We start from the raw sequence: 19,446 nt of genomic DNA on the forward strand, positions 1-19,446 counted from the left end.
AGCAGGGCAGAGCACATGCCGACCAGGCTTCCCGGCGCACCTCAGGCTTCTTGTCGCGTTGTTGACGCTTTCCTTAGCTTACGTAAGGAGGGCACCCGGCAGCGCGCCGGGTGCCCTCCTCGTCGTACCTCCGACTCTCAGGCCGTACGCACGACTGTGACTGCCTTCGTCCGTACGACCGTCAGTCCTCGCTGGCCGCCGACGGGAGCTTCGTCTGGATCAGGTCCATCACCGTGGAGTCCGTGAGCGTGGTGACATCACCGAGCTCGCGGTTCTCCGCGACGTCGCGCAGCAGACGGCGCATGATCTTGCCCGAGCGGGTCTTGGGCAGCTCGGCCACCGGCAGGATCCGTTTGGGCTTGGCGATCGGGCCGAGGGCCTTGCTGACATGGCTGCGCAGGTCGCCCACCAGGTCCGCGGTCTCCGCGGCCGAGCCGCGCAGGATCACGAAGGCCACGATCGCCTGGCCGGTGGTCTCGTCCGCCGCGCCCACGACCGCCGCCTCGGCGACGGAGGGGTGCGAGACGAGCGCCGACTCGACCTCGGTGGTGGAGATGTTGTGCCCGGAGACGAGCATCACATCGTCGACCCGGCCGAGCAGCCAGATGTCGCCGTCCTCGTCCTTCTTGGCGCCGTCACCGGCGAAGTACCTGCCCTCGAACCGCGACCAGTAAGTGTCGAGGAACCGCTGGTCATCGCCCCAGATGGTGCGCAGCATGGACGGCCACGGCTCGGTGAGGACGAGGTAGCCGCCGCCTCCGTCCGGCACTTCGTTCGCCTCGTCGTCGACGACCGTCGCGGAGATGCCGGGCAGCGGGCGCTGCGCGGAGCCGGGCTTGGCCTCCGTCACGCCCGGCAGCGGCGAGATCATCATCGAGCCGGTCTCGGTCTGCCACCAGGTGTCCACGACCGGGCACTTGTCGGCGCCGATGTGCTTGCGGTACCAGATCCACGCCTCGGGGTTGATCGGCTCGCCCACCGACCCCAGCACGCGAAGGCTGGACAGGTCGAACTTCGCGGGGATGTCGTCGCCCCACTTCATGAACATGCGGATCACGGTGGGCGCGGTGTACAGGATCGTCACGCCGTACTTCTGCACGATCTCCCAGAACCGCCCCTGGTGCGGGGTGTCCGGCGTGCCCTCGTACATCACCTGCGTCGCGCCGTTCGCCAGCGGTCCGTACGTGATGTAGGAGTGGCCCGTCACCCAGCCGATGTCGGCCGTGCACCAGTAGACGTCGCTCTCCGGCTTGAGGTCGAAGACGGCGTGGTGGGTGTACGCGGCCTGCGTGAGGTAGCCGCCGGAGGTGTGCAGGATGCCCTTGGGCTTACCCGTCGTCCCCGAGGTGTAGAGGATGAACAGCGGCTGCTCGGCGTCGAACGCCTCGGGCGTGTGCTCCGCCGACTGCTTCTGCGTGATCTCGTGCCACCAGATGTCGCGGCCCTCGGTCCAGTCGACCTCCTGGCCCGTACGGCGCACGACCAGCACCTTGTCGACGCCGTCGACCCGGGCGACCGCCTCGTCGACGGCTGGCTTGAGCGCGGAGGGCTTGCCGCGGCGGTAGCCACCGTCCGCGGTGATGACCAGCTTCGCGCTGGCGTCCTCGATACGGGTGGCGATGGCGTCGGCCGAGAAGCCGCCGAAGACGACCGAGTGCGCGGCGCCGATGCGGGCGCAGGCCAGCATCGCGACGACGGCTTCGGGAATCATCGGCAGGTAGATGGCGACCCGGTCGCCCTTCTCGACTCCGATCTCCGTAAGGGCGTTGGCGGCCCTGGAGACCTCGTCCTTCAGCTCGGCGTAGGTGATGGCCTTGCTGTCGCCGGGCTCGCCCTCGAAGTGGATCGCGACCCGGTCGCCGTGGCCGGCCTCCACATGACGGTCGACGCAGTTGTACGCGACGTTCAGCTTTCCGTCCGCGAACCATTTGGCAAAGGGCGGGTTCGACCAGTCCAGCGTCTCGGTCGGCTCGGTGGCCCAGGTCAGCCGGCGCGCCTGCTCGGCCCAGAAACCGAGCCGGTCAGCCTTGGCCTGCTCGTACGCCTCCGCAGTGACGTTGGCGTTCGCGGCCAGGTCGGCGGGCGGCGCGAACCTGCGCTCCTCACGAAGCAGGTTGGCCAGGCTTTCGTTGCTCACGACATCTCCCTTTCCCAGGGTGTCCGTTGTGTCCCAGGTCAGCTCATCAGACGCGGACCCCTGGTGACAAGGGCCGTCGCCAAAATTGGTTTAGACCTGTTGGAGGGCGGTGGTGGCCCCCCGTACATGGGGGGCCACACGTTCTCACGGACGCGGGAGGCTTGCGGTTCAGGCTCCCAGGTGGGGGAGCCTGGCCGGGGCGGGGTGTTTGCGGGCGGTCAAGGGCTGTTTGCGGGGTGGGTTGAGGTCCCGACTTCGTACAGCGCTCTCGCCTCGACCCGGTCGAAGACCTTGCCGCCGGACTCGGATTCAGGCTCGGTTTGGGACCGGTCGCCGGGCGTCGGTCGGCTGTCGGCTGCCTGCTGGTTGTCGGGCGCGTCCGTGAGCAGATACGCCTGGGCCTCGCCCACGTGGAAGTACATCCCGTGCAGTTCGAGCGCGCCCTCCCGCAGAGCTCGTGCCACGGACTCGTGAGCTCGCAGATGCTCCAACTGCTGCACCACGTTCGTCAGGCAGAGCTGCTCGACGGCGTCGGCGGACGGCCGTCCGGCGATCCGCACCCGCGGCCGGTCCTTCGCGGCCATCCCCTCCAGGCTCGGCAGCCCATGCCGCAGCCACCGCTTCAACGGCGTCCGCGCACCGGTGGGTTCGGTGTGCAGCAGTGCCTGCATCGCCCCGCAGCCGGAGTGCCCGCACACGGTGATGGATCTCACCTTCAGCACCTCCACCGCGTACTCGATCGCGGCCGCCACCGAGTCGTCACCGCTCTCCTCGCCGGGCGGCGGCACGAGATTGCCGACATTGCGTACGACGAAGAGGTCGCCGGGGCCGCTGGAGGTGATCATCGAGGTGACCAGCCGGGAGTCGGCGCAGGTCAGGAAGAGCTGCGAGGGCCGCTGCCCCTCCCGCGCGAGCCGGGCCAGCTCGCCGCGCACCAGGGGAGCGGTGTTGCGCTGGAACGCGCTGATGCCGCTGGCCAGTTCGCCGACGCCCCCGTCCGGCGGCGCGGTCCGTGACGGCTGCTCGCACTGGTGGTTGCGCCAGGGCGTCCAGGGCCGGCAGTGACACTGGGCGGCGCCCGCGGGCTCGGTGATCCGCGTGCCTCCCCGCCCGGTCAGCTCCACCGATCCACCCTGTGCGGTGTGCGAACTCTGCCAGTCATGCAGCGACTCGTACGCCGCGTGGTCCATGAACGAGCCGTCCAACTCCACGACCGCATCGGCCCCTTGAGGCACCAGATGCAGCGCCCGGCTGAGCCGCGGCACGGCGAGAAACGTCAACTGCCCGCGTACGCGCACATGGTGGACGCCGTCCTGGTCCTCCTCGTGGGTGATGCGCGTACGGGTCAGCCGGTGCAGCGCGACGGCCACCGCCACTGCGACGCCGATCCCCACGCCTTCGAGGACGCCGAAGAGCACCACGCCCACCGTCGTGGCCGCGTACACCGGGATCTCGCGGTGGCGGGTGACGGTGCGAATGTGGGTGAGCGACACCATCTGTACGCCGACGGCCGCCACCAGCGCGGCGAGTGCGGCCAGCGGGATCAGGTCCAGTACGGGCACCAGCAGCAGGGCGGCGACCACGATCCACAGGCCGTGCAGCATCGTGGAGTTGCGGCTCACGGCGCCCGTCTGGACGTTGGCCGCGCTGCGCACCGCGACGCCCGTGACGGGCAGCCCGCCCAGCGCCCCGGAGACGATGTTCGCCGAGCCCTGGCCGCGCAGCTCCCGGTCGAGGTCCGCGCGCGGGATGCGCGGCCCCTCCTTGCGGGCGGCGGCCAGCTTGTCCACGGCCACCGCGGAGAGCAGCGACTCCACGCTGCCGACCAGCGCGACGGTCAGCACGGCAGCGGCGATGCCCAGTACGGGCCCTTCCGGCAGCCCGGCGAGGGTGTGGCTGCTCCAGGAGGGCAGGTCGACCCGGGGCAGCCGCAGCCCGGCGACCGCTGCTGCGGCCGTGGCCAGCGCGACCGCGGCGAGCGCCGCCGGTACCGTACGGACAACTCGGCCCGCCCGCCCGGGAACGCGCGGCCACAGCAGCAGTACGGCCAGCGTCAGGGCGCTCGTCGACAGTGACGCCAGATGCGGCTCGGCCAACTGGGCGGGCAACTCGCGGACGTTGTCGACGACGGAGCTGTGCGGTGAGCCGCCGAGCACGATGTGCAACTGGGCGACGGCGATGGTGACGCCGATGCCGGCGAGCATGCCGTGCACGATCGCGGGGCTCACGGCGAGCGCCGAGCGCGCCACCCGCAGAAAGCCCAGGCCGAGTTGGGTGAGCCCGGCGAGTACGGTGATGGCGCACGTCGTACGCCAGCCGTACTGCTGGATGAGATCGGCGGTGACCACCGTGAGCCCGGCAGCCGGCCCGCTCACCTGGAGCGGAGCGCCGCCGAGGCGGCCCACCAGGAGCCCGCCGGCCGCGGCGGCGACGAGGCCCGCCTGCAAGGGAGCCCCGGTCGCCAGGGCGATGCCGAGGGACAGCGGCAGGGCGATCAGGAAAACGGCGATCGAGGCGGACAGGTCGGCGGCCGCGATCCGGGGACCGCGGCGGCGAGGTGAGGGCGGGCTGTGCGGCCGCCCCTCGTCGGGCAGATGCGAAGAGTCGTCGCTTCGAGTGGTGGTGCAAGTAGACATGGGGTTCCCGTCTCCTCCGGGGCTACGCGGTCGCAGAAGGGCTTCTGGGTGCGGCCGTGGGTCACGGCGTTACAGCGGCGGGATTTTTCAACTCTCGGTAAATGAATGGTAATGGAGAGTAAAGGCCTCGTGGTGGAAACTAGAGCAAATGGGCTATTGATTCACTCTGGCGAGTTAATGAGTACATTCATCGGCTTGTCGCACTAATTCCTTCCGATCTCCGTGCGACCTTGGCGGCGCTGTCGGTGTTCGCCCGGGTTTTCCCGGATCTGAAGGAAGTAGGTGGGCGGATGATGGGTGCCACCCAGAGAATCGCCATGGGCGTCACGGTCACCGCGGTCTGCGCGGCAGCGCTCGCGGGTTGTGCGACCGGCGACGCCGGCGCGAAGAAGACGGCGGGCGCCCGAGCGTCCAAAGGCGCCGCGGGGGGCGCCCAAGCGCCCAAGAGCCCCTTCCGTCTGATCGGCGACGGCTCCACCGCCTTCACCGGCGCGCAGCCGCATCTGCCGCGTCCCGAGCGGTTGAGGCCCGGTCAGAGACCGCCGCAGTTCGTGGTGTTCTCGTGGGACGGCGCGGGCGAGGACAGCCAGAAGCTGTTCTCCCACTTCCGAGAGGTGGCCCGGGACAACAAGGCCACGATGACGTACTTCCTGAGCGGTGTGTACATGCTGCCGGACGAGAAGCGCGACCTCTATCGCCCGCCGGGGCGCTCAGCCGGCCGCTCCGACATCGGTTTCAATGACGAGCGGGGCGTCCGGGACACGGTGGTGCAGCTGCGTGGCGCCTGGCTCGAGGGCAACGAGATCGGTACCCACTTCAACGGCCACTTCTGCGGCAGCGGCGGCGTCGGTGAGTGGTCGGTCGAGGACTGGAAGAGCGAGATCGCCCAGGCCAAGTCGTTCGTGAAGTCGTGGAAGACCAACACGGGCGCACGGCAGGCCTCCCCGCTGCCCTTCGACTACGAAAGGGAACTGATCGGCGCCCGCACGCCATGCCTGGAGGGCCGGCCGAACTTCCTGCACGCGGCCCGCGAGATGGGGTTCCGCTACGACACCAGCGGCGTCAACGACCAGGTCTGGCCCAAGAAGAAGCAGGGCCTGTGGGACCTGTCGATGCAGCTCGTGCCGGTACCGGGACGCGCCTTCGAGACGCTCGCCATGGACTACAACTTCATGGTCAACCAGTCGGGCACCACGTCCCAGGGCGACCGGGCCAAGCACGCGTACTGGGGCGACCAGATGCGTGACGGCCTGCTCAGGGGCTTCGACCGCGCCTACCACGGCAACCGCGCGCCCCTGATCATCGGCAACCACTTCGAGTCCTGGAACGGCGGCACCTATATGCGCGCCGTCGAGGAGACCATCGAGCGCGTCTGCACCCGGAGTGAGGTGCGCTGCGTCTCCTTCCGGCAACTCGCCGACTGGCTCGACGCCCAGGACCCGGGGACCCTGGCCAAGCTCCGTACGCTCAATGTCGGGCAGGCCCCGGAGCAGGGCTGGACGTCCTTCCTCACCGCTCGATCAGCACAGCCCGCCCCCGTCTCGAAGGGCGTCCCGGGCGCCACGGCAGCCAAGCCGTAGCGCCCGGTCGGCCGACGTGAGCCGTCACGCCGTGGCGGTCTCGGCCTCACGCAGTACGAAGGCGGGGTCGACCTGGGCTGCCAGGTCGGCACCCGTCCGCTCGTTGCCCCAGGACTGTGCGTTCTTCAGGTGGAAGTGCACCATCTGGCGCGTGTAGCGCTCCCAGTCGCGCAACTCGTGTGTGGCGTCCGCCGCGGACTGAAGTGCCTGCAGGGCGCGGCGGTTGGCGTCCTCCAAGTGCTCGAAGCGGGGCGGGCGGCCCTTCTCCATGGCGCGCACCCAGTCCGACTGCCCGACCGTCACCAGGAGGTCGTCACCGACTTCGGCGCGGAGGAAGTCGATGTCGTCCTGGCCCTGCACCTTGTTGCCGACGACCTTCAGGGTGACGCCGAAGTCGCGCGCGTACTCCTTGTACTGGCGGTAGACGGAGACCCCCTTCCGGGTCGGCTCGGCGACGAGGAACGTGATGTCGAAGCGGGTGAACATGCCGGACGCGAAGGAGTCCGAGCCCGCCGTCATGTCGACGACGATGTACTCGCTCTGGCCGTCGACGAGATGATTCAGGCAGAGCTCCACTGCACCGGTCTTGGAGTGGTAGCAGGCCACCCCCAGGTCGGCCTCGGTGAACGGGCCGGTGACCATCAAACGGACGGCGCCGTCGTCGAGTTCCACGGCTCGCGCACAGGCGTCGTACACCGGGTTGTTCTCGACCACCCGCAGCAGCCGGGAGCCCTCGCCGGGCGGAGTCGTCTTGATCATCGTCTCGGCGGAGGCGATACGCGGGTTGGAACCGCGCAAGTAGTCCTTGATCAGCGGAAGCCGGTCGCCCATCGCCGGCAGTGCGGCGGCGTCCGCCTCGTCGAGTCCGAGCGCGGGCCCGAGGTGCTGGTTGATGTCGGCGTCGATCGCGACGACCGGCGATCCCGTGGTCGCGAGGTGACGGATGAAGAGCGAGGACAGGGTGGTCTTGCCACTGCCGCCCTTCCCAACGAAAGCAATTTTCATGTTCAGTAAGCCTAGTGGTCGAACCACGCTCGGTCGTCGCCAAACGTGAAGAAGACCACTCCTTCGTGGGGACGGTCACAGTGGTGCGTAGGGTCGCACTCATGAGTACGACAGATGCGAACGCCGACCCGCTTGCGACCCTGGGCTCACTGCCCGGCGTCGCGGAATCCGTGGAGTCAGTGCGCAAGGCTGTGGACCGGGTGTACGGGCATCGCATCATGCGGCGCCGCAGTAACGAGATCACCTCCGAGGCCGCGCTGCGCGGTGCGCGAGGCTCCGCCGCGCTGTCCGGCGCCGACTGGGCCCTCGAGGAGGTGCGCCGGCGCACCGACTTCAGCGGTGACGACGAGGCCAGAGTGGTGGGCGCGGCCCTCCGGCTGACCGCCGAGGCTGGTCAACTCCTGTCCATCTGGCGCCAGTCGCCCCTTCGGGTGCTGGCGCGGCTGCACCTGGTGGCGGCCGCGGACAAGGGAGACCAGGTCGGCCGGCCGCGGCAGGACGGCGAACCCGTCGACGAGCCGCTGGTCGAACTGCCGCTGCCCGACGCGGCCGAGGTCGAGGGCCGTCTCGACGGTCTCGCGCAGTTGATCATCGCGGGCAGCTCCGCCCCCGCCCTGGTGACTGCCGCCGTGGTGCACGGCGAACTGCTCGCTCTGCGCCCCTTCGTCTCACACAACGGCCTGGTCGCGCGCGCGGCCGAACGCATCGTCCTGGTCGGCAGCGGCCTCGACCCGAAGTCCGTCTGCCCGGCCGAGGTCGGCCAGGCGGAACAGGGCCGCGCGGCCTATCTGGCAGCCTTCGAGGGATACGTCTCCGGCACCCCGGAAGGCATGGAGACCTGGATCGCCCACTGTGGCAAGGCGGTTGAGCTGGGCGCGCGGGAGTCGACGGCGGTGTGCGAGGCGCTGCAGCGCGGAGCGGCGTGACGTCCGGCCTCACGGCGCGGAGCTTTTGCGCTCCGGGCTCGAAAATGGGCCTCTTGGGAGGGCGAAAAACTCCCTGAACAGGGTTGCGGCGGTACGAGGGTTCGTACCGCCGCTGGCATGTTCACCGGGTTACCAAGCGTCCTCGAAATATTGCCCATCAGGTCGGGAACTTTGCCCGTCACCTGGTGCGGCTGGCCCGTAATCGACGGGTCGACGTCGCGTGGGTGCCCAGTGTTCATGCTCGGTCCGTGGGGCCTTGGTTGCGTTTAAAGGTGATCCTTTCGGATGATCCTTGGTCTCGCGGGCCGTTAACTTCTTTGTACTCCAGGACCGCAGGAAGCGGAACCCCTGGCAGCGCTTCTTTACTTTCGGCTGCAAAGAGGAGTAATCGGTCACCCATATCGTCATGGGGCCATTCGGCAGGCTCAGCCCACCACTGAACGGCGCCGGCTCGCGTACCAGACCAGGCCCGCGGTGGCCGCCGCCGCACCTATCGCCGCCGCGGCGACCAGGGCCGGGCGGGGCGGCACGGACAGCCGCTGCTTGAGCCGCACCGGATGGTGGAAGTCGAGTATGGGCCACGCGCGCGTGGTGGCCTCGCGGCGCAGCGCACGGTCGGGATTGACGGCATGGGGGTGGCCGACGGCTTCGAGCATCGGGATGTCGGTCGCCGAGTCGCTGTAGGCATAGCAGCGCGAGAGGTCATACCCCTCGGACGCGGCCAGCTCCTTGATCGCCTCGGCTTTCGTCGGGCCGTACGCGTAGTACTCCACATCGCCCGTGAAACAGCCGTCGTCGCCCACGACCATGCGGGTCGCCACCACCCGGTCCGCGCCGAGCAGTTCACCGATCGGCTCGACGACCTCCGTCCCGGAGGTGGAGACGATCACGACATCGCGGCCGGCCAGGTGGTGCTCCTCGATGAGCGACGCCGCCTCGTCGTAGATGATCGGGTCGATCAGGTCGTGCAGCGTCTCGGCGACGATCTCCTTGACGTGCTGGACGTTCCAGCCGCGGCACAGCGCGGACAGATACTCGCGCATCCGCTCCATCTGATCGTGGTCGGCGCCGCCCGCGAGGAAGACAAACTGGGCATATGCGGTACGCAGCACAGCCCGGCGGTTGATCAGTCCACCTTGGTAGAACGACTTGCTGAACGTGAGCGTGCTCGACTTCGCAATGACCGTCTTGTCCAGATCAAAGAAGGCCGCTGTGCGGGGCAAGGAGTGGTTTTCCACGAGCCTGAGCATAGGCGCCCGCCATTCGGCGTAAGGTGAGGTGCATGGGTTTGCCTGAGAAGGCTCTCGGGTACACCATGGAAGTCACGGATCGTTCGCGACCGTGCTAACCCGGTCCGGCTCCTCCCCCCCCCGAGTCGGCCGTGGGGACGACCCCCGCTCTCCCCCCCGGCGGGGGTCGTCGCATGTCCGGGTGGGTTTTCTCCCTTCCTTCGCTGAGCACCGGGTCCGTTGTGCGGGCTTCGGTGCTTCTTCGCGTGTACGCATGATCCGTCACCGTGCGTAGTCGTTGTGCTGCTCTGTGGAAGTCCTGCACGGTCACCGGTTTGGGTGAACGCGATATTCACAACCATCGGGTCGTCCACAGTTATCGAGCAAGATCCACACGATTTCCGGGATCGCTGCACCGTGATTCCAGCGCGCGCCGCCGGGTGCGAGTTCATGGCCGGTTCGGTTTGTCCGGCGGCTTTGGCCGGTTCGTATCGGCGGTTCATATGGAGGACCGGTTGCCGGTTCTTGTGCGCGGGCGGGATTCGCGGGGCCGCGGGGGCTTCGCGAGGAAGCAGCGAAGGGGGATGGAGATCGTGGCTGGAGCCATCACACACGACCGGCAGTCGGCCGCCGAAGGGCGACAGGGCAGGCCGTTGATCGTCACGGAGGACGTGGAACTGCTGGACGACCTGCTGCGGCTGTGTGCCGCGGCGGGCGCCAGGCCAGAGGTCCACCATGGGGTGCCGGAGCGCGGAGGCGGCTGGGAGACGGCGCCCTTGGTGCTCGTCGGCGACGATGCCGCGCGTCGGGTGCGCGGGGCCGTGCGCAGGCGCGGAGTGGTGCTGGTAGGGCGGGACCAGGACGATTCGGGGGTATGGCAGCGGGCCGTGGAGATCGGCGCCGACCATGTCCTGCTGCTGCCCGATGGCGAACAATGGCTGGTCGATCGGATCGCCGATGTGGCGGAAGGAGTCGGCCCGCCCGCGCTCACCGTCGGCGTGATCGGCGGCCGCGGCGGGGCCGGTTCGTCCACGCTCGCCTGCGCGCTCGCGGTCACCTCGGCGCGCGAGGGGCGGCGCACTCTGCTCGTGGACGCGGATCCGCTGGGCGGCGGACTCGACGTACTCCTCGGCGGCGAGACAGCTGAGGGCCTGCGCTGGCCGGCCTTCGCCGGCTCGCGCGGCCGGGTCGGCGGCGGCGCTCTGGAGGAGTCGCTGCCCGAGTTGCACGCCCTGCGGGTCCTCAGCTGGGATCGCGGCGACTGTGTCGTCATCGCCCCCGAGGCCGTACGCGCTGTGCTGGCCGCGGCCCGCCGACGAGGCGGCACGGTGGTCGTGGACCTGCCGCGTCGGATCGACGAAGGAGTCGCAGAGGTTCTCGCCCAGCTGGACCTCGGACTCCTCGTGGTCCCCGCCGAACTGCGCGCCGTCGCGGCGGCAGGGCGGGTGGCGTCCGTGGTCGGCATGGTCCTGCGCGATCTACGGGTCGCGGTACGAGGGCCGTACGCACCCGGCCTGGACGACAAGGAGGTGGCCCGACTCCTCGGGCTGCCCCTGGCGGGCGAAGTCCCCGTGGAAGTGGGACTGCCGGTGGCCCAGGAACGCGGGGCTCCGCCCGGAGCCGACGCACGGGGGCCGCTTGCCCGCTTCTGCTCGGCGTTCTGGGAGCGGGCCGCGATGGCGGGAGGCGGCGTATGAGCGGGAGCACGCGCCTGCGTGGCGAAGGGCTCGGTGGGCGTACGGGTGTTGCGGGGTTGCCTGTGGACGCTGGGACGTTGGGCGGGCGTGCGGGTGTGGGTTCGTCTGCGGGCGCGAGGTCGGCGGGTGGTCGTACGGGCGTGAACTGGCCTGCGCATGCGGGGCCGACCAGCGGGCGAGCGGGAGTTGGGCCGTCTGTGGTTGCGGGGCCGGTCGGTGAGCCTGCGGGTGTGCGCTTGCCCGCGGACGCGAGGTCGGCGGGTGGTCGTACGGGCGTGGCCTGGTCTGTGGATACGGGGCCGGCCGGCGGGCGAGCAGGAGTGCGGAGGGCTGCGGTTGCGGGGCCGGTCGGTGGACGTGCGTGCGTGGGATTGCCGGCGGACGCGAGACTGGGCGGCGGGCAGGCCGGCGTGAACTGGCCTGCGGATGAAGAGCTGTTGGACGGGGTGCGGCAGTGGCTGGCCGAGAGTGGGGCCGAGCCGACTCCGGCGCGGGTGGCGCAGGCGTTGCGGGACCAGGGGCGGGTGCTGGGAGACGCCGAAGTGCTCGGTGCGGCCGAGCGATTGCGCTCCGAGCTGGTCGGGACGGGTCCGCTGGAGCCGCTGCTCGCCGATCCCTCAGTGACCGACGTGCTGGTCTCGGCGCCCGACCGGGTGTGGGTGGACCGTGGCGGCGGCCTGGAGCTGACGGCCGTCTGCTTTGCGGATGCGGCGGCCGTACGACGGCTCGCGCAGCGCCTCGCGGCCGTGGCCGGGCGGCGGCTCGACGACGCGCACCCCTGGGTCGACGCCCGGCTTCCGGACGGTACGCGTCTGCATGCCGTGCTGCCACCGGTCGCGGTCGGCTCGACGTGCCTGTCGTTGCGGGTCGTACGGCCGCGGGCGTTCACCCTCGACGAACTGGTGGCCGCGGGGACCGTACCCCCGGGCGGCGACCGGGTACTCAGGGCACTGCTCGATGCCCGGCTGTCGTTCCTGATCAGCGGCGGTACGGGCAGCGGCAAGACCACGCTCTTGAGTGCCCTGCTGGGGCTCATCGGACCGGGTGAGCGGATCGTGCTCGCCGAGGACTCGGCGGAGCTTCGCCCTGACCATCCCCATGTCGTACGCCTCGAATCTCGACCCGCCAACCAGGAGGGCGCCGGACTCGTCACCCTCCAGGACCTGGTGCGTCAGGCCCTGCGGATGCGGCCGGACCGGTTGGTCGTCGGCGAGGTGCGCGGGCCCGAAGTCGTCCATCTGCTGGCCGCGTTGAACACCGGCCACAACGGCGGTGGCACCGTCCACGCGAACGCCGCGTCATTGGTGCCCGCCCGCTTGGAGGCGCTGGGCACGGCGGCGGGGCTCGACCGGGCCGCCCTGCACAGCCAGGTGGCGGCCGCCCTTTCGGTGGTGCTCCATCTTGCACGCGACCGGGCCGGGCGGCGGCGGATCGCCGAAGTGCATGTTCTGGAGCGGGACCCGGCAGGGCTCGTCGTGACGGTGCCGGCGCTGCGCTGGGGCGCGGAGGCCTTCGCCTATGAGCGGGGATGGGAGCGGCTGCGGGGGCTGCTCGGTGAGAGGAGTGAGGGCTTGTGACGGGGATCGGTGAGGTGTCGGTGGGTGCGGCGATGGTGTGTGCCGGGGCGGCGGCCTGGCTGATGTGTGGCCAAGGGCCAGGCGCTCGTCGGGCTCAACTGCTGTGTGCGGGTGGCGAGGTGGCAGGGACCGGACCGCCGACGCGGGAGCGGGTAGCGCCGGCCGTGGAATGGCTACGGCGACTGCATCGGCATCGGGGCGAGTGGTGGTCGCTGGTCGCCGGGGTGGTGGTCGCTCTGCTGGGGGCTTCCGTGGTGCCGCTTGTCGTGGGCGCGCTCGGAGTGCCGCTGGTGAGGCGGGCTCGACGGGCCGGTCAGGCGCGGCGTACCCGGGAGCGGTGGGCCGATGCGGTGATCGCGTTGTGCGGGACGCTTGCGGGGGAGGTGCGCGCCGGGCGGCAGCCGGGCGAGGCGCTGCTGCGGGCCGCTCGTGACTCGGGCGGGCTCGGCGATGCGCAGGCAGTGGTGCTGGCGGCGGCGCGGTTCGGCGGGGATGTGCCCGGCGCGCTCACCGATGCGGCACGGCGGCCGGGCGCCGAGGGACTGCTGGGGCTCGCCGCGTGCTGGCGGGTCGCCGTGGACCGGGGTGCCGGACTCGCGGACGGGCTCGACCGGCTGGAGGCGGCGCTTCGCGCGGATCGGGATCAACGGGCCGATTTGCGCGCCCAGTTGGCGGGAGCACGGTCGACGGCGGTTCTGCTCGCCGGTTTGCCCCTGCTGGGTCTGCTCCTCGGCACCGCGCTCGGCGCCGACCCGCTGCACGTCGTGCTGCACACCGGAGCGGGCCTCGGCTGTCTGCTGGTCGGCGGGGCGTTGGAGGGCGCCGGGCTGTGGTGGGCGCTGCGGATCGTACGGCTGGCGGAGGCGGGATGAGCCCGGAGACTTTCCACAAGCTGGGTGTGGCCCTGTGCCTGGCGGCGGGGCTGTGGTCGCTCGCGTGGGTCCTGGGGGCGGCGCGGCGGGAGCGGAGGGTGCGCAGGCGGCTGGGAGCGGTGCTGGTCGTGGAACCGGCGCCGACCGGACGACGCTTCGACGTTCGGGCCCCGATGCGGAAGTGGCTGCCGATGGTGGGCGCCGTCAGCGCCTGCTGGGTGTTCGTCGGCGGCGTTCCCGGGATCGTCGTGGGGATCGCGGCCGGGTTCGGGGTGAGGCGGTGGCAGTGCAGGCCGACTCCGGCGGAGGAGTCCGACTCGGGACTGGCCGAGCGGCAACTGCCCCTCGCTGCAGATCTGTTGGCGGCCTGCATCGTGGCGGGCGCCAGTCCCGTAGCGGCGGCCCAGGCCGTGGGGGAGGCGCTGGAGGGGCCCGTGGGAGAACGGCTCGCGCGGGGCGCGGCCGAGGTGCGGCTCGGCGGTGAACCGGCTGAGGCATGGCGGGGGCTGGCCGCGCTGCCCGGCGCCCGGGCACTGGCCCGGCTGCTGGAGCGGGCGGGCGAGTCGGGCGTACCGGCGGCGAGTCCTGTCGGGCGCCTCGCCGCGGAGGCCCGCGCGGAGTGGGGACGTACCGCCACCACTCGTGCGCGGCGGGCGGCCGTCATGGTCACCGCACCTGTGGGGCTGTGCTTCCTGCCCGCGTTCATCGCGATCGGGGTGCTGCCTGTGGTGATCGGGCTCGCGGGCGGGGTGTTGGGAGGTGGTGGTTGACGGGCGAGGCGTGGTGAGGGGCGAGCGATGAACGGAACAGGTCCGGCTGAGCTGGACGAAGTGAATGAGTCGAACGACTCGACAGAGCGGATCTACACGGGGGTTCGAATGAGCAAGGCAATGCGGGTACGAGTGCGGGCCGGCCGGGTGCAGACGCTGGTGGGCAGGGCCTGGGAGGTGCCTACGGCCTGGGCGGTACGGAGGGCTTCGTCGGCGCGGAGGGATGCCGGAATGGTGACCTCCGAGTACGCGATGGGGCTCATCGCGGCGGTGGGGTTCGCCGCGCTGCTCTACGAGGTGCTGACCAGTGGGCAGGTCAAGGGAGCTCTGCAGGACATCGTGGAGCGAGCGCTCAATGGCCAGTTCTGAGGAGCGGGCTTCCCGTCCGGCACGAGGCTGGGGCCCAGTCCCACGTCTGGCCGGGGACCGAGGGTTCGTGACGGCGGAGGCGGCCGTGGTGCTGCCCGTGCTGATCGCGTTCACGTCGGCACTGGTCTGGGCCCTGATGGCCGTGTCCGCGCAGATCCAGTGCGTGGACGCGGCCCGCGCGGGGGCACGTGCGGCAGCGCGCCAGGACCCGCCGGGCACGGTGACGACGGTGGCACTGCAGACGGCGCCGGACGGGGCGCAGGTCACGGTTCGGCGCGACGGCGACCTGGTGCGCGTGCGGGTCACGGCGAAGCCTCCGGGTCCCGACGCGCTGGCGCTCGACCTGGAGCACGAGGCCGTCGCCCTGGCCGAGGAGACGGTGGGGGCGGGCGGATGACGAGGCGAAGCGAGCGATGGTGGGGTTCGCGTAAGAGAGCGTTCTCCTCGGACCGGGGTTCGGCGACCGTCTCGGCGGTGGGCGTCATCGCGGTGCTGTGCGTCTTCTTCGGCGCCATCCTCGCGATGTGCCAAGCAGTGATGACCCGTCACCACGCGGGCGGTGCCGCCGACTTGGCGGCACTCGCTGCGGCGGACCACTGGATGGAGGGCGGTACGGCGGCCTGTGCCCAGGCTGACCGGGTGGCACGGGCCCAGGGCACCCGCATCGTGCGATGTGCCGTCTACGGCGAGGTCTCGGACGTCAGGGTCGCGGCGGGGCGGGGCCCATTCGCCGCGGAAGTCAGGTCTCGGGCGGGACCGGCGGGGCCGAAGCCTCCGGCGGAGCCTGAGGGGGTGATGGCGCCGCCTCACCCCGCGGGCGAAGCAGCGGAGCCGGAGAGGGGCTGAACCCGTGGAGGGACCCGGCGCGTGACGCCCGACTCGCCGACTCGGATCGGCCGCGCACGGAGCTCGAGAAGAGCCCACCGCGCACCCGGGAGCGAGGTCGGCTCCGCAACTGAGGTGACGCCATAACTCCGCTTCCGGCCGTTGGCCTGGGCACGCCGCTTGGGCCGATGGCAGGGAGCCGGCGCTCTCGCCGAGCTACCCATCCGCCCCCTCACCCCTGGCCCCTGCCCCCGAGGCGGCCCCGGCCTCTCGTCCCCCGGGCGCCCCCTGCAGCAGAACCGTCAGCAATCGCACGGCCCCCCGCTTGTGCAGTGGGTCGTTGCCGTTGCCGCACTTGGGGGACTGGATGCAGGACGGGCAGCCGGCCTCGCACTCGCAGGAGGCGATGGCCTGGCGGGTGGCCGTGAGCCACTCGCGAGCCGTATGGAAGGCGCGCTCGGCGAAGCCCGCCCCGCCTGGGTGGCCGTCGTACACGAAGACCGTCGGGAGGAGGGTGTCCGGGTGCAGGGGGATGGAGACGCCGCCGATGTCCCAGCGGTCGCAGGTGGCGAACAGCGGGAGCATGCCGATCGACGCGTGCTCGGCGGCGTGCAGGGCGCCGCCGAGGATCTCCGGGGTCACACGGGCGGCGTCGAGCTGGTCCTCGGTGACCGTCCACCACACGGCGCGGGTGCGGAGCGTACGAGGAGGGAGGTCGAGTTTCGTCTCGCCGAGCACCTCGCCGGTGATGACACGACGACGCAGAAAGGAGACGACTTGGTTGGTGACCTCGACGGAGCCGTAGCACAACCGGCCCTCGCCCCAGGGGACTTCGATGTCCGTTTCCAGGACGGAGATGGCCGTTGTGTCGCGGGCGACCGTCGAATACGGCGGGTTGGCCTCCTCCACCAGGGCGACCGAGTCCTCGAGGTCCAGTTCCTTCACCAGGTACGTACGGCCCTGGTGGAGGTGGACCGCCCCGTCATGGACGCTGGTGTGCGCGGCGCCGGCGTCGACCGTGCCCAGTAGCCGCCCCGAACCGGCCTCGACGACCTGTACGGGACTGCCGCCCCCGCCGCGGATGTCCGTGAGGTCGGCGGCTCGTTCCCGGCGCGTCCAGTGCCATGCCCTCGTACGGCGGCGCAGCAGCTTCGCGGCCTCCAGCTGTGGAAGCAGATCGGCGGCGGCCGGGCCGAAGAGCGGCAGGTCCTCGTCAGTCAAAGGCAGTTCGGCGGCGGCGGCGCACAGGTGGGGTGCGAGGACGTACGGATTGTCGGGGTCGAGGACGGTGGACTCCACGGGCTGGTCGAACAGGGCCTCCGGGTGGTGGACGAGGAAGGTGTCCAGTGGGTCGTCGCGGGCCACCAGGACCGCGAGAGAGCCCTGCCCGGAGCGTCCCGCGCGGCCTGCCTGCTGCCACAGCGAGGCCCTCGTGCCGGGGTAGCCCGCGATGATCACGGCGTCCAGTCCCGAGACGTCGACGCCGAGTTCGAGGGCGGTGGTGGCGGCGAGGCCGAGGAGTTCGCCGGAGTGGAGGGCCTGCTCAAGGGCGCGGCGTTCCTCGGGGAGGTAGCCGCCGCGGTACGCGGCCACGCGCCGGGCCAGGGAGCGGTCGACTTCGGCGAGCCGTTCCTGGGCGATCACCGAGATCAGCTCGGCGCCACGGCGGGAGCGTACGAAGGCGACTGAGCGGACGCCCTGCACGGTCAGGTCGGTGAGGAGGTCCGCGGTCTCGGCGGTGGCGGTACGGCGGACGGGGGCGCCCTTCTCGCCGTGGAGTTCGGTGAGCGGAGGCTCCCACAGGGCGAACACCAGTTCGCCACGCGGTGAGGCGTCGTCCGCGACCTCGACGACCGGGAGGCCGGTCAGACGGCGAGCGGCCACCGACGGTTCGGCGGCGGTCGCGGAGGCGAGGAGGAAGACGGGCGAGGAGCCGTACCGCGCGCACAGGCGGCGCAGCCGGCGCAGTACCTGGGCGACGTGTGAGCCGAAGACGCCGCGGTAGGTGTGGCACTCGTCGATGACGACATAGCGCAGGGCGCGCAGGAAGGAGGACCAGCGGGGGTGGGAGGGCAGTATCCCGCGGTGCAGCATGTCGGGGTTGGTCAGGACGTAGTTGGCGTACTGGCGCACCCATTCGCGTTCCTCGACGGGAGTGTCCCCGTCGTAGACGGCGGGACGCACCGTGTTGCCCAGAGGATGTGAAATTTTCTTCACGGCTCGGCACTGATCCGCCGCGAGGGCCTTGGTCGGAGCGAGGTAGAGGGAGGTCGCACCGCGGCCGTTGGCGGCTTCGGAGCCGTCGAGCAGACACGACAGCACCGGTGCGAGGTACGCCAGCGACTTGCCCGAGGCGGTGCCTGTGGCGACGATCACTGATTCGCCGTCCAGGGCGTGCTCGGCGGCTTGTGCCTGGTGGGCCCAGGGGTGCTCGATGCCCGCTGCCTGCACCGCCGCGATCACCTCGGAGCGGATCCGGTCGGGCCAGACGGCATGGCGACCCTCACGTGCGGGCAAGTGCTCCGTATGAGTGATGCGCAAAGCCCGGCTCGGCCCCGAGGCGAGCCGGTCGAGAACCGTGCCCGGAGCGGGGCGGGAAGCGGTGTCCGTCGAGGGTCGGTCGGACCTGGGATTCTTGGCCATCGGCATCGAGTGTGTCACTGGCGTGACGGACAATGGGCCTAAGGCGTCGTGCACGCCTGCCGGTAAGTGATTGAATGCCATCGCGGCTGGCGAACAGTCCCGGGGGCGCCGCCGAGGTGTCCCGAGGGGCGACCGCTCGATAGCAAGGTGCTGGAGGATCCGTGGACCTGTCCCTGTCGACACGTACCGTCGGCGATCGTACGGTCGTCGAAGTCGGTGGCGAAATCGATGTATATACCGCGCCCAAGCTGCGCGAGCAGCTGGTCGAGCTGGTGAACGACGGCAGTTTTCATCTTGTCGTCGACATGGAGGGCGTGGACTTCCTCGACTCCACCGGACTCGGCGTGCTGGTAGGCGGCCTGAAGCGGGTGCGCGCCCACGAGGGCTCGCTGCGACTGGTCTGCAACCAGGAGCGCATTCTGAAGATCTTCCGCATCACCGGCCTCACCAAGGTGTTCCCCATCCACACCTCGGTCGAGGAAGCGGTAGCGGCCACCGACTGAGCGGTCCTCGGTCGCGACCGAGCGGCCCTTGGCCGAAGGCCGGTTCCGGGCCGTGGGTCCGGGACGGAAGAAAGTCAACGAGGGGGGTTCGGGCTTCGGCGGCCCGGCCCCCTGACAGCACGCCCGTAGTTCCGAGGGGGATGCATGGCCACCGTTGAACTCCGCTTCAGCGCGCTGCCCGAGCACGTCAGGACCGCCCGACTGGTGGCGGCAGCGGTGGCGCGCAGGTCCGGAGTGGACGAGGCCGTCCTCGACGAGGTCAGGCTCGCCGTCGGCGAAGCCTGTACGCGGGCCGTCGGACTGCACCAGAGCGGCGGTATCACGGCGCCGGTGCGGGTGCTGCTGATCGAGGAGGAGAAGCAGTTCTCCATCGAGGTCGGCGACGAGGCGCCGCATACGGCTCCCGGCGAGGTGCCGGGGGCCCATGGCGGAGCCGACGAGTCGGACGCGGAGACCGAGGAGGACGAGATGGGCCTCGCGGTCATCAGCGGCCTCGTCGACGACGTGGAGGTCACCGCCGGTGAGAACGGCGGACTGATCAGGATGAGCTGGCCCACCACGCCGCCGGCCACGCTCGTTCCCTGACCCCTCACCCAACGCAGTACGGAAAGGGCCCTGCTCAGCGGGGCCCTTTCTCGTGCGCGCTCGTGCACGTGGATTGCGCAGGCGCTATCGTG

General features: G+C 70.7%; 16 protein-coding genes. 11 read left to right on the forward strand and 5 right to left on the reverse strand.

Annotation, left to right across the window (positions count from 1 at the left end; genetic code table 11):
- Positions 1-181: 181 nt before the first annotated feature.
- Both acs and ACFYO0_RS33540 read right to left on the reverse strand, forming a co-directional pair.
- Entirely contained in the window at positions 182-2,179 is a 1,998-nt protein-coding gene (gene acs, locus ACFYO0_RS33535) for an acetate--CoA ligase (protein ID WP_388683973.1), read from the reverse strand.
- Between the two features lie 176 nt (positions 2,180-2,355).
- Entirely contained in the window at positions 2,356-4,773 is a 2,418-nt protein-coding gene (locus ACFYO0_RS33540) for a bifunctional SulP family inorganic anion transporter/carbonic anhydrase (protein WP_388683685.1), read from the reverse strand.
- A gap of 293 nt (positions 4,774-5,066) precedes the next feature.
- Here ACFYO0_RS33540 and ACFYO0_RS33545 point away from each other — a divergent pair, with 293 nt between their 5' ends.
- Positions 5,067-6,353 (forward strand): hypothetical protein, encoded by a 1,287-nt coding sequence (locus tag ACFYO0_RS33545; RefSeq protein WP_388683976.1) that lies wholly within the window; start codon positions 5,067-5,069, stop codon positions 6,351-6,353.
- A gap of 24 nt (positions 6,354-6,377) precedes the next feature.
- Here ACFYO0_RS33545 and ACFYO0_RS33550 read toward each other — a convergent pair whose 3' ends face one another.
- Entirely contained in the window at positions 6,378-7,358 is a 981-nt protein-coding gene (locus ACFYO0_RS33550; protein WP_388683687.1) for an ATP-binding protein, read from the reverse strand.
- Between the two features lie 101 nt (positions 7,359-7,459).
- On the opposite strand from ACFYO0_RS33550, the gene ACFYO0_RS33555 reads away from it, so the two are divergent.
- Positions 7,460-8,284, forward strand: a complete 825-nt coding sequence (locus ACFYO0_RS33555; protein ID WP_388683690.1) for an oxidoreductase — start codon at positions 7,460-7,462, stop codon at positions 8,282-8,284.
- 425 nt (positions 8,285-8,709) lie between these two features.
- Here the strand turns inward: ACFYO0_RS33555 and ACFYO0_RS33560 are convergent, their stop codons facing one another.
- Positions 8,710-9,534, reverse strand: coding sequence for an HAD family hydrolase (locus ACFYO0_RS33560; RefSeq protein ID WP_386347316.1), 825 nt, complete (start codon positions 9,532-9,534; stop codon positions 8,710-8,712).
- Between the two features lie 572 nt (positions 9,535-10,106).
- Between ACFYO0_RS33560 and ssd the strand changes: the two genes are divergently transcribed.
- From ssd to ACFYO0_RS33595, 7 genes are all read left to right on the forward strand, one after another.
- Positions 10,107-11,210: a septum site-determining protein Ssd gene (gene ssd, locus ACFYO0_RS33565; RefSeq protein ID WP_388683692.1), complete on the forward strand. Its 1,104-nt coding sequence runs from the start codon at positions 10,107-10,109 to the stop codon at positions 11,208-11,210.
- 410 nt (positions 11,211-11,620) lie between these two features.
- Positions 11,621-12,787, forward strand: coding sequence for a TadA family conjugal transfer-associated ATPase (locus tag ACFYO0_RS33570; RefSeq protein ID WP_388683694.1), 1,167 nt, complete (start codon positions 11,621-11,623; stop codon positions 12,785-12,787).
- A 32-nt stretch (positions 12,788-12,819) separates the two neighbouring features.
- A complete protein-coding gene (locus ACFYO0_RS33575; protein WP_388683978.1) occupies positions 12,820-13,659 on the forward strand; it encodes a type II secretion system F family protein in 840 nt (279 codons plus the stop codon).
- Positions 13,656-14,429: a type II secretion system F family protein gene (locus ACFYO0_RS33580; protein ID WP_388683697.1), complete on the forward strand. Its 774-nt coding sequence runs from the start codon at positions 13,656-13,658 to the stop codon at positions 14,427-14,429. Before ACFYO0_RS33575 ends, ACFYO0_RS33580 begins: the two co-directional genes overlap by 4 nt.
- 108 nt (positions 14,430-14,537) lie before the next feature.
- Positions 14,538-14,798, forward strand: coding sequence for a DUF4244 domain-containing protein (locus ACFYO0_RS33585; protein ID WP_388683699.1), 261 nt, complete (start codon positions 14,538-14,540; stop codon positions 14,796-14,798).
- The gene (locus ACFYO0_RS33590; protein ID WP_388683702.1) at positions 14,785-15,195 is read left to right on the forward strand and encodes a TadE family type IV pilus minor pilin; all 411 of its coding nucleotides are present in this window, start codon (positions 14,785-14,787) and stop codon (positions 15,193-15,195) included. Before ACFYO0_RS33585 ends, ACFYO0_RS33590 begins: the two co-directional genes overlap by 14 nt.
- The gene (locus ACFYO0_RS33595) at positions 15,192-15,644 is read left to right on the forward strand and encodes an Rv3654c family TadE-like protein (RefSeq protein WP_388683705.1); all 453 of its coding nucleotides are present in this window, start codon (positions 15,192-15,194) and stop codon (positions 15,642-15,644) included. Before ACFYO0_RS33590 ends, ACFYO0_RS33595 begins: the two co-directional genes overlap by 4 nt.
- A gap of 195 nt (positions 15,645-15,839) precedes the next feature.
- On the opposite strand, the gene ACFYO0_RS33600 is transcribed toward ACFYO0_RS33595, so the two are convergent.
- Entirely contained in the window at positions 15,840-18,347 is a 2,508-nt protein-coding gene (locus tag ACFYO0_RS33600; protein WP_388683707.1) for a DEAD/DEAH box helicase, read from the reverse strand.
- Positions 18,348-18,427: 80 nt separating this feature from the next.
- Between ACFYO0_RS33600 and bldG the strand changes: the two genes are divergently transcribed.
- Together bldG and ACFYO0_RS33610 are read left to right on the forward strand one after the other, a co-directional pair.
- Positions 18,428-18,769 (forward strand): anti-sigma factor antagonist BldG, encoded by a 342-nt coding sequence (gene bldG / locus ACFYO0_RS33605; protein ID WP_003975386.1) that lies wholly within the window; start codon positions 18,428-18,430, stop codon positions 18,767-18,769.
- A 144-nt stretch (positions 18,770-18,913) separates the two neighbouring features.
- Entirely contained in the window at positions 18,914-19,354 is a 441-nt protein-coding gene (locus ACFYO0_RS33610) for an ATP-binding protein (protein ID WP_388683709.1), read from the forward strand.
- Positions 19,355-19,446: the final 92 nt, after the last annotated feature.

Origin of the sequence: Streptomyces sp. NPDC006365, assembly GCF_042870755.1 — a bacterium.
GTDB lineage: Bacteria > Actinomycetota > Actinomycetes > Streptomycetales > Streptomycetaceae > Streptomyces > Streptomyces xiangluensis.

Excerpts from the sequence above, each read along its gene's own strand:
- ACFYO0_RS33540 (WP_388683685.1), bottom strand. The coding sequence starts at position 4,773 with ATGTCTACTTGCACCACCACTCGAAGCGACGACTCTTCGCATCTGCCC.
- ACFYO0_RS33545 (WP_388683976.1), top strand. The coding sequence starts at position 5,067 with ATGGGTGCCACCCAGAGAATCGCCATGGGCGTCACGGTCACCGCGGTC.
- ACFYO0_RS33550 (WP_388683687.1), bottom strand. The coding sequence starts at position 7,358 with ATGAAAATTGCTTTCGTTGGGAAGGGCGGCAGTGGCAAGACCACCCTG.
- ACFYO0_RS33555 (WP_388683690.1), top strand. The coding sequence starts at position 7,460 with ATGAGTACGACAGATGCGAACGCCGACCCGCTTGCGACCCTGGGCTCA.
- ACFYO0_RS33560 (WP_386347316.1), bottom strand. The coding sequence starts at position 9,534 with ATGCTCAGGCTCGTGGAAAACCACTCCTTGCCCCGCACAGCGGCCTTC.
- ACFYO0_RS33575 (WP_388683978.1), top strand. The coding sequence starts at position 12,820 with ATGGTGTGTGCCGGGGCGGCGGCCTGGCTGATGTGTGGCCAAGGGCCA.
- ACFYO0_RS33580 (WP_388683697.1), top strand. The coding sequence starts at position 13,656 with ATGAGCCCGGAGACTTTCCACAAGCTGGGTGTGGCCCTGTGCCTGGCG.
- ACFYO0_RS33585 (WP_388683699.1), top strand. The coding sequence starts at position 14,538 with ATGAGCAAGGCAATGCGGGTACGAGTGCGGGCCGGCCGGGTGCAGACG.
- ACFYO0_RS33590 (WP_388683702.1), top strand. The coding sequence starts at position 14,785 with ATGGCCAGTTCTGAGGAGCGGGCTTCCCGTCCGGCACGAGGCTGGGGC.
- ACFYO0_RS33595 (WP_388683705.1), top strand. The coding sequence starts at position 15,192 with ATGACGAGGCGAAGCGAGCGATGGTGGGGTTCGCGTAAGAGAGCGTTC.
- ACFYO0_RS33600 (WP_388683707.1), bottom strand. The coding sequence starts at position 18,347 with ATGGCATTCAATCACTTACCGGCAGGCGTGCACGACGCCTTAGGCCCA.
- ACFYO0_RS33610 (WP_388683709.1), top strand. The coding sequence starts at position 18,914 with ATGGCCACCGTTGAACTCCGCTTCAGCGCGCTGCCCGAGCACGTCAGG.